The following is a 9,077-nucleotide window of genomic DNA, read 5'->3' on the forward strand; positions in this document are numbered from 1 at the left end:
GTGCCGGCGGCGGTCGACCAGCCGCAGTGGGTGCTGCGCGCCGCGGACGACAGCCTGCGCGTGATGGAGGACGAGCGCTGGATCGCGCCGCTGCGCGACGAACTGCGGGCCGCCGTGATGGCGCGGCTGGCCGAGCGCTTCAACGCGGTCGATGCGCGCACGCGGCCCGGGCCGGCAAGCGGCTGGCGCCTGCGCATCGAGGTGCAGCGCTTCGAATCGGTCGTCGGGCGCGAGGCGTGGCTGGAGGCGGCCTGGTCGGTGACGTCGGTGGCGGCGCCGGTGCGCACGCTGGGCTGCACGAGCCGCCTGCATGAAGCGGCGGCCGGCGACGTGCCGGCCATCGCCGCTGCCCATCGGCGTGCGGTGCAGCGGCTGGCCGACCAGATCGGCGAGCGCCTGCTCGGCCTGGAGCGCGGCGGCGCCGTGTCCTGCTGAGATCCCGGACTGGCATCCGGGGATCGTCCGTCACTTGGCGATGATGTCGTGGAACACCGGGCCGGCGGCCTCGTCGTGCACCGGCTTCTTCTTCCGCTCTCGCCCCAGATACGAATACATCACCGGCACCACGATCAGCGTCAGCAAGGTCGACGTGATCACGCCGCCGATGATGGCCCGCCCCATCGACGCCTGGATCTCGCCGCCCTCGTCGAGCGCCAGCGCCAGCGGCAGCATGCCGAACACCATCGCCGCGGTGGTCATGATGATCGGCCGCATCCGCACCAGCCCGGCCTGCAGCAGCGCCTCGGTCATGCCCAGGCCCGCCTTGCGCGAATGGTTGGCGAAGTCCACCAGCAGGATCGCGTTCTTCGTCACCAGGCCCATCAGCATCACCAGCCCGATCATCGAGAACAGGTTCAGCGTCGAGTTCGTGACCCACAGCGCCAGCATCACGCCCAGCAGCGCCAGCGGCAGCGAGACCATGATCGCCAGCGGCTGCAGGAAGCTGCCGAACTGCGATGCCAGCACGATGTAGATGAAGATGATCGCCGCCGCCAGCGCCATCACGATGCCGCTGAGCGCCTCGGCCTGGTCCTTGGTCTGCCCGCCGACGTCGAAGCGGTAGCCTGGCGGCAGCTGCGTCTCCTTGACGATCTTCTGCACGTCGGCGCCCACGTCGCCGCTCGGCCGTCCCTGCGTGCCGGCATAGATCGCCTGCCGGCGCTGCAGGTCCTGGCGCTTGATCACCAGCGGGTTGACCACCGGCACGATGTCGGCCACGCGCGACAGCGCGATCGGCGTGCCGTCCTTCGCATACGCGACCGGCAGGTTGTCGAGCTGCGAGACGTTCTCGCGCGAGGCCTGCGGGAGCCGCAGCTCCACGTCGACCTGCTCGCCGTCCGGCGAGGTCCAGAAGGTCGCGACGTCGCCGTTCACGAAAGCGCGCAGGCTGGCCGCCAGCTGGCTGCTGGTCAGGCCCAGCTCGCGCACCGCGTCCGCCTTCAGCCGCACCGCATAGGCCGGCAGCCCCGGCTTCACCGAGGTGGTCAGGTCGGCGATGCCCGGCACCTTGGCCACCTTGTCGGCCAGGCGCTGCACCTCGGTCTCGAGCACCTGCGGATCGGGCCCGAGCAGCGCCACGTAGATCGGCTGCTGCCCGACCGTGATCTCGACGCCGGGGATCGGCTTCAGCGCGTCGCGCAGCGCGCCTTCCACCTCGCTCTGCTTGCGCTTGCGCTCGTGCGGCTTGACCAGCTGGATGCCGAGCAGCGCCGAGTTGCGGCTGCCGTTGCCGGTGTCGCCGATCGTCGTCGAGGTCATGCGCACCTCGCTCATGCCGGCCACCACCTGCTCCACCTGGGCCAGCTTGGCGCTCGCGCGCTGCAGGCTGGTGCCCACCGGCAGTGTGACGTTGAGCTGGATGTAGCTGTTGTCGGCCTCGGGGATGAACTCGCTGCCGATCCGCGTCGAGATGCCGAGCGCCAGCACGAAGCTGCCGACCGCTCCCCACAGCACCAGCCCGCGCGGCGTCAGCGTCGCCAGGCGCAGCACGCGCGGCTGCGCACGGTCGCGCCGGCCCTGCGCATCGAACGGCCGGCCGAAGACGGGCACCGGCGGCACGAACACGCGGTAGCGCCGGCCCGAGAAAACCCAATGGATCACGTCCTCGTAGACGACGTGCAGCACGTCCATGCCGCGGTCGGTCCAGCGCATCAGGTGGCCCAGCACCGGCAGCCGTGCCAACCGGTGGGTGGGCGGGTCGCGCCAGATGCTGGACAGCATCGGGTCGAGCGTGAAGCTGACGAACAGCGACACCAGCACCGCCACCGCCACCGTGACGCCGAACGGGAAGAAGAACTTGCCGACGATGCCCTTCATGAAGGCCACCGGCACGAACACCGCGCAGATCGCGAAGGTGGTCGCCATCACCGCCAGGCCGATCTCCTCGGTGCCCTCGCGCGCCGCCTGCACGTGGTCCTTGCCCATGTGCACGTGGCGCACGATGTTCTCGCGCACCACGATCGCATCGTCGATCAGCAGCCCGATGCACAGGCTCAGCGCCATCATCGTCATGAAGTTCAGCGTGAAGCCGAACGCGTACACCGCGATGAACGACGAGATCACCGCGATCGGCAGCGTGAGGCCGGTGATCACCGTGCTGCGCCAGCTGTGCAGGAACAGGAACACGATCGCGATCGTCAGCAGCGCGCCCTCGACCAGCGTGTGCTTGACGCCCGACAGGCTGCGCTCGACCCAGTCGCTGTCGGCGTACACCAGGCGCATCTCGACGCCCGGCGGCAGGTTCTTGCGCAGCTCCTCGGCCGCCTCCTTCACGCCGTTGCCGGTCTCGACGATGTTGGCGTCCTGCTGCTTGAAGACCTGGAACGAGATCGCCGGCACGCCGTCGACGCGCGACAGCGAATCGGGCTCGCGCTCGCGCTCGACCAGCTCGCCCAGGTCGGACAGCCGCACCACCATGTTGTTGCGCGACGCGACGACGACGTCGCCGAAGGCCTTGGCCTCGCGCACCTTGCCCTCGACGCGCACGATGGCGTCTTCCTTCGGGCTGCTGAGCAGGCCGACCGGCATGTCGGTGTTGGCGCGCTGCAGCGCCGCCGACACGTCGGCCGGCGTCAGCTGGTAGGCGCGCAGGCGCTGCGGGTCGAGGTCGATGCGCACCTGGCGCACCGTCATGCCGCCGACGTCGACGCGGGCCACGCCGCCCACGCGCTCCAGGCGCTTGCGCACCACCTGGTCGGCCAGCAGCGACAGCTCGCGCGCGCTGCGGTCGGGCGCCAGCAGCGACAGGTAGACGGTGGGCTGGGCGTTGTCGCCGTCGAAGCGCGAGACGAACGGCGTCTTCGCGTCGCGCGGGAAGGCCGGCTGCACCGCCGCCACCTTGTCGCGCACGTCCTGCACCGCGCGCGTCATGTCGGCGCTGAGCTGGAACTCGACCACGGTCTCGCTGCGGCCCTCGAAGCTGTTCGAGCGGATCATCTTCACGCCGGCGATGCCGTTCAGCGCGAGCTCGATCGGGCGCGTCAGCTCGGTCTCGGTGGCGTCGGGCGACGCCCCGGGGTAGGCCACGCTGACGAAGACGATGGGCGGCGAGATGTCGGGCAGGCGCTCGACGCGCAGCTGGCTGTACGAGAACAGCCCCAGCACGCACAGCGCGGCCATGACCATGGTCGCGAAGACGGGGTTGTTGATGGAGACGCGGGTGAACCACATGGCTTCGATCCCCCGGCTCAGGACGAGGCGATCGCGGACGCCGCGCCAGCCGCCTTGGGGGCGCTGCGCTGCGTGACGATCCTGGCCGGCTGGCCCTCGCGCAGGTTGTCGAAGCGCGCGCCCAGCACGCGGCTGTCGGCCGGCAGGCCCTTGGTGATCTCGATGCGGTCCTGCGCCGGGTCCTTGCGGCCGGTGATCACGATGCGGCGCACCAGCGCGTCCTTCTCCAGCGTCCACACGAAGTCCTGGCCCGAGGCCTGGCCGACCGCGCCGATCGGCAGCGTCATGCGCCGGCTGTCGTCGGGCAGCACCACGTGCGCCTGGGCGTACTGGCCGGCGCGGAAGGTCTCCTGGCGGTTGTCCAGCACCACGACGACGCCGATGGCGCGCGTGCCGGCCTCGGCGGCCGGCGCGATGCGGTCGATGCGGCCCGGCACCGGCTGGCCCTGCCCTTCGACCTGCACCTGCACCGGCTGGCCGGCCTTCAGCAGCGACACCTCGTGCGTGCCAACGCTGCCGGCGAGTTCGAGCGTCGCCAGGTCGACCACCGTCAGCAGCTGCTGCTCGGCGCTGACCTTCTCGCCGGGCACCACGTGGCGCTTGCCGACGATGCCCGAGATCGGCGACACCAGCGCCGCCTCCTTGACGCCGACGCGCGTGGTGGCGAGCTGGGCCTGCGCCGACTTGAGCTGCGCGCGCGCGGCGTCGAGCCGGGCCTGCGACGACTGCAGCGCAGTCGGCGAGATGAAGTTCTGCGCCGACAGGCCGACGTTGGCGGCGTGCTGGCGTTCGGCCTCGATCAGCGAAGCCTGCGCCGATTCGACGCTGGCCGAGCGGTCGGCGACGCGGCTTTGCAGGTCGGACAGGTCGATCTCGCCGAGCACCTGGCCCGCCTTGACGCGGCTGCCTTCGGCCACCTTCAGCCCGAGCAGCGTGCCGGTCGCCTTGGCGCGCACGACGGCAGTGCGCGGGGCCACCAGCGGGCCGGAGAATTCCACCACCAGCGGCATCGCGGCCAGCGTGGGCTGTACCACCTCGGCGGCGACGAATTCGAGCGTCACGGCGGCCGCATCCTTCTTGCCGGCAGCCTCTTTCGAGCCGTTGCTCAGCCGCGGTGCCAGGGCCAGCACGAGGCCGACGACGGCCACGGCGCCGATCGCGCCGCCGAGCCAGAGTTTCTTGCGCCTGGAGGCCCGTGATCCCCCGCCCAGGTCATTGCTTGGTGTATTCATGGGCGGCAGTGTAGGTTCGCCCCTGCGCGCTCCGACAGCCGGTGCGACAGACTGCAGATTGGAAGGGGCGAGCCGTGGACCGGCCCGACGAAACGGCGGAACTCGGGGGTGGGCGGCAGCCCGGATGCCAATCCGGGTTCGTGCGTCAAACGAGGCCGCGGTCCCGGATTGGCATCCGGGCTACGAATGCCCGGCGACAGGGTGCGGTTCGTAGCCCTCGCCGAGTGCCTGCAGCTCATCGGCCGACAGCGCCAGCTCGGCCGCCGCGACCGCCTCGTCCAGCTGCGGCAGCTTGCTCGCGCCGATGATGGGCGCGGTGACGCCGGGCTGGTGCAGCAGCCACGCGTAGGCGAGCGTCGCCGGGCTGACGCCGCGCTGCGCGGCCAGCGCCTTCAAGCGCTCGACAGTCTGGAAGTCGCTGTCGCGGTAGTACATGTTCTGCGCGATGTTGTCGGTCTGCGCGCGTGCCGTCTGGCCGCCGGCCTTGTCGTCGCGGCCGCGGTTGCCGGCCAGGAAGCCGCGGGCCAGCGGGCTCCACGGGATCACGCCGATGCCCTGGTCGCGGCACAGCGGGATCATCTCGCGCTCTTCCTCGCGGTAGGCGAGGTTGTAGTGGTTCTGCATGCTGACGAACGGCGTCCAGCCATGGCGGCGCGCCGCCTCCTGCATCTTCGCGAACTGCCAGGCCCACATCGAGCTCGCGCCCAGGTAGCGCACCTTGCCGGCCTTCACCAGGTCGTGCAGCGCTTCCATGGTCTCCTCGACCGGCGTGTGCGGGTCGAAGCGGTGGATCTGGTACAGGTCGATGTAGTCGGTCTGCAGGCGCGCAAGGCTCGCGTCGACCGCATGGAAGATCTTCTTGCGGCCGAGGCCGCCGAGGTTGGGCGGCGCCTTGTCGAACGCGGTGGCCGCGTTGCGGTAGGCCATGTCGACCAGGTAGTAGACCTTGCTCGCGATGACGACCTGGTCGCGCTGGCAGAACTCGCGCACGAAGCGGCCGGTCAGCACCTCGCTCTCGCCGGACGAGTACATGTCGGCGGTGTCGAAGAAGTTGATGCCCAGCTCGACGGCGCGTTTCACCAGCGGCCGGCTGGCGGCCTCGTCGAGCACCCAGGGCCGCCAGTCGGGGCGGCCGTAGGTCATCATGCCCAGCGCGATGCGCGATACCTGCAGGCCGGAGCGGCCGAGTCGGACGGTTTTCATGGGCGCCAGCGTAGCGCCTGCGGCCCGGCCTTCAGCGCGTGTGGGCAAGCATCCACTGGTAGATGTTCCTGCCGGTCTCCACCTGCGTGGCCGGGTCGTAGGTGCGGGTCCACGAGTCGTGGCCGACGTTCGGGTACAGCGTCAGCTTCGCCGCCGGGTTGACGGCATTGGCGCAGGTGTAGCCATCGGCCGTGGTGGCCTTGTTCAGCTTGTCGACCCAGCCCTGCGACAGCGCCGGCAGCACCGTGGTGTCGGACGTGCCGTGGAAGGCGAACACCGGCAGGTTGTTGGCGACCATCGCGTTGCAGATGCCGCTGTTCGCGCCCTTCGGATCGGCCGCACCGGCGATCGGCACCAGCGCGGCGATCTGCGACGCCCACCAGGCCTTGGGCGACGAGCCGGCCACCGACGCGGTCGCCAGGGTCCAGGTGGCGCCGCCGCCCATCGACAGGCCGGTCACGTAGATGCGCTTCGGGTCGACGCGGTAGGTCTTGATCGCATGGGCCAGCATGCCGGCGGTGTCGTTGACGTTCCACCAGCCGCGGCTGTCCTGCGGCGACACGACGATGAAGCACTGCCGCCCGGCGGGGGTGTCGAAGCACATGTCGTTGTTGGCCGCGACCAGCTTCGGCGGGCCGTGCCGCTTCACGGTGTCGAGCTGCGAGCCATCGGCCGCGCCGGTCTCGCCGGCGCCGTGGAAGAACACCAGCAGCGGGTAGGTCTTGGTGCTGGTCGCGTAGTCGGCCGGCAGGTATTCCCAGTACCAGACGGGCAGCTTGCCGTCGAGCGAGGTGAAGCTCTTCTTCAGCTGGCGCTGCGAGGGCTGGGCCGCCGGGGTCGCCGGCACGGCCACCGTGACGGTCACCGTGGCGCTGGTGGTGCTGTTGCCGGCGGCATCGCGCGCGACGGCCTTGAAGACGTGGCTGCCGTTGTCGCCGGCGTCCAGCGCGACGGTGGCGCTGTTCGGGTTGCCGGCGTCGGCGGCGAGCCGGGCGCTGCCGTCGTAGAACTCGACCGCGGTGACGGCGACGTTGTCGCTGGCGCTCGCGGTCAGCTTGACGCTGCCGGCGCTGGTGAGGCTGAGCGTGTCGGCGGCGAGCGCGATGGTGGGGGATTGGGTATCGGTTTCGGCCGGTGGGGCGGCGGCGGGACTGCCGTCGTCACTGCCACCGCCGCAGGCGGCGAGGAGAAGGCTGAAGACCAGGGCGATGGCGTGTTGCAGCTTCATGGCCACGACCAAAGCAAGGAGTGATCCCCCCGGTTTCGCGATGTTCCGGCAGGTTGTTGCGACGATTCATGTCACATGGGTTCCCGGATGGGCACCCGGGCTACGCGATCTTCGGCGTCTCGACGCGGACGTCGCCGCATTGGGCCCGGTGGCGCAGCGCGTGGTCCATCAGCACCAGCGCCAGCATCGCCTCGGCGATCGGCGTCGCGCGGATGCCGACGCAGGGGTCGTGCCGGCCGTGCGTCTGCACCACGGTCGGGTGGCCCTGCAGGTCGATCGAATCGCGCGGGCTGTGGATCGAGCTGGTCGGCTTGATCGCGATGTTGACGGTGATGTCCTGGCCGGTGCTGATGCCGCCCAGCACGCCGCCGGCGTTGTTGCTGCGGAAGCCCTGCGGCGTCAGCTCGTCGCCATGCGTCGTGCCGCGCTGCGCGACGCTCGCGAAACCGGCGCCGATCTCGACGCCCTTGACGGCGTTGATGCCCATCATCGCGTAGGCGATCTCGGCATCGAGCTTGTCGAACAACGGCTCGCCCAGGCCCACCGGCACCTTCGTCGCCTCGACCCGGATGCGCGCGCCGACCGAATCGCCGGACTTGCGCAGCGCATCCATGTAGGCCTCCAGCTCGGCGATCTTCGACACGTTGGCGGCAAAGAACGGGTTGTCGCCGACGTGCTCGTGCCCTTCGAACGGGATCTCCAGCTCGCCCAGCTGCGTCATGTGGCCGCGGAATCCGGTGCCGTACTGTTCCTTCAGCCATTTGCGCGCCACCGCGCCGGCCCCGACCATCGGCGCCGTCAGCCGGGCCGACGCGCGCCCGCCGCCGCGCGGATCGCGGATGCCGTACTTGTGCCAGTAGGTGTAGTCGGCATGCCCCGGACGGAAGGTCTGCAGGATGTTGCCGTAGTCCTTGCTGCGCTGGTCGGTGTTGCGGATCAGCAGGCAGATCGGCGTGCCGGTGGTCTTGCCCTCGTAGACGCCCGACAGGATCTCGACCGCGTCGGGCTCGTTGCGCTGCGTCACGTGGCGCGAGGTGCCGGGGCGGCGGCGATCGAGCTCGGGCTGGATGTCGGCCTCGCTCAGCACCATGCCCGGGGGGCAGCCATCGATCACGCAGCCGATGGCCGTGCCGTGCGACTCGCCGAAGTTGGTGACGCGGAACAGGGTGCCGAGGGTGCTGCCGGACATGGGGACCTTGGTGAAGGAAAGTGCCGACACATGTTGATGCGAAGGCGGACTTGAAGTTTAAGGGTTCGCCCCTTGGGAGCGCATCGCCGCCCTTCAAGAGGAGCGTTGTTGCTCATTCCGCAATGCCGAGTTGCCGGATGCGGGCTGTTTCCGGCTCAGGGTCAACCCTAGGATGCGGCCCAAGACGCAGCGCCGGTCGGTGTCTGCCACGCAGTCGAGACCTGTCGCGTGCCTGTGGGACAAGGGGTCTGTCTACTGATCGGAGAAGAATCGAATGAAGTTCGCCACCTTTGCTGTGACCGCCGTCGCGCTGGCCGCGTCTGCCGCAGCCCATGCTCAAGACGCTCAACAATCCACCACCAACGTGACGCTGTACGGCGTTGCCGATGCCTACGTGCAGATCGCCGACGGCGCGGCCAAGCTGAGCCGCGTGCAATCGGGCGGCCTGTCGGGCTCGCGCTTCGGCATCCGCGTGACCGAAGACCTGGGCGGCGGCCTGCGTGCCCTGGCCGTGCTCGAAAGCGGCGTCAACCTGGACGACGGCACCAACGGCCAG

At 70.0% G+C, this 9,077-nt stretch carries 7 protein-coding genes; 2 read left to right on the forward strand and 5 right to left on the reverse strand.

The features are described from left to right. A partial coding sequence (locus tag AC1DYN_RS30270) for a PqiC family protein (RefSeq protein WP_477966111.1) occupies nt 1–435 on the forward strand: 435 nt, incomplete at its 5' end. 30 nt (nt 436–465) lie between these two features. On the opposite strand, the gene AC1DYN_RS30275 is transcribed toward AC1DYN_RS30270, so the two are convergent. The 5 genes from AC1DYN_RS30275 to aroC form a co-directional block, all read right to left on the reverse strand. Beyond that, nucleotides 466–3,669, reverse strand: a complete 3,204-nt coding sequence (locus tag AC1DYN_RS30275; RefSeq protein WP_477966113.1) for an efflux RND transporter permease subunit — start codon at nt 3,667–3,669, stop codon at nt 466–468. A 17-nt stretch (nt 3,670–3,686) separates the two neighbouring features. Beyond that, nucleotides 3,687–4,901 (reverse strand): efflux RND transporter periplasmic adaptor subunit, encoded by a 1,215-nt coding sequence (locus AC1DYN_RS30280; protein WP_477966115.1) that lies wholly within the window; start codon nt 4,899–4,901, stop codon nt 3,687–3,689. Between the two features lie 180 nt (nt 4,902–5,081). Further along, nucleotides 5,082–6,104, reverse strand: coding sequence for an aldo/keto reductase (locus AC1DYN_RS30285; RefSeq protein WP_477966117.1), 1,023 nt, complete (start codon nt 6,102–6,104; stop codon nt 5,082–5,084). Nucleotides 6,105–6,135: 31 nt separating this feature from the next. After that, complete coding sequence (locus tag AC1DYN_RS30290) at nt 6,136–7,332, reverse strand: Ig-like domain-containing protein (protein ID WP_477966119.1); 1,197 nt, start codon at nt 7,330–7,332, stop codon at nt 6,136–6,138. A 100-nt stretch (nt 7,333–7,432) separates the two neighbouring features. Then, nucleotides 7,433–8,521 (reverse strand): chorismate synthase, encoded by a 1,089-nt coding sequence (gene aroC, locus AC1DYN_RS30295; RefSeq protein ID WP_477966121.1) that lies wholly within the window; start codon nt 8,519–8,521, stop codon nt 7,433–7,435. A 274-nt stretch (nt 8,522–8,795) separates the two neighbouring features. Between aroC and AC1DYN_RS30300 the strand changes: the two genes are divergently transcribed. Then, nucleotides 8,796–9,077: porin (locus AC1DYN_RS30300; protein WP_477966123.1), on the forward strand; the 282-nt coding region annotated here is incomplete at its 3' end.

This window comes from Rhizobacter sp. P2_D12, from assembly GCF_056404395.1.

Excerpts from the sequence above, each read along its gene's own strand:
- AC1DYN_RS30275 (WP_477966113.1), bottom strand. The coding sequence starts at position 3,669 with ATGTGGTTCACCCGCGTCTCCATCAACAACCCCGTCTTCGCGACCATG.
- aroC (WP_477966121.1), bottom strand. The coding sequence starts at position 8,521 with ATGTCCGGCAGCACCCTCGGCACCCTGTTCCGCGTCACCAACTTCGGC.
- AC1DYN_RS30285 (WP_477966117.1), bottom strand. The coding sequence starts at position 6,104 with ATGAAAACCGTCCGACTCGGCCGCTCCGGCCTGCAGGTATCGCGCATC.
- AC1DYN_RS30280 (WP_477966115.1), bottom strand. The coding sequence starts at position 4,901 with ATGAATACACCAAGCAATGACCTGGGCGGGGGATCACGGGCCTCCAGG.
- AC1DYN_RS30290 (WP_477966119.1), bottom strand. The coding sequence starts at position 7,332 with ATGAAGCTGCAACACGCCATCGCCCTGGTCTTCAGCCTTCTCCTCGCC.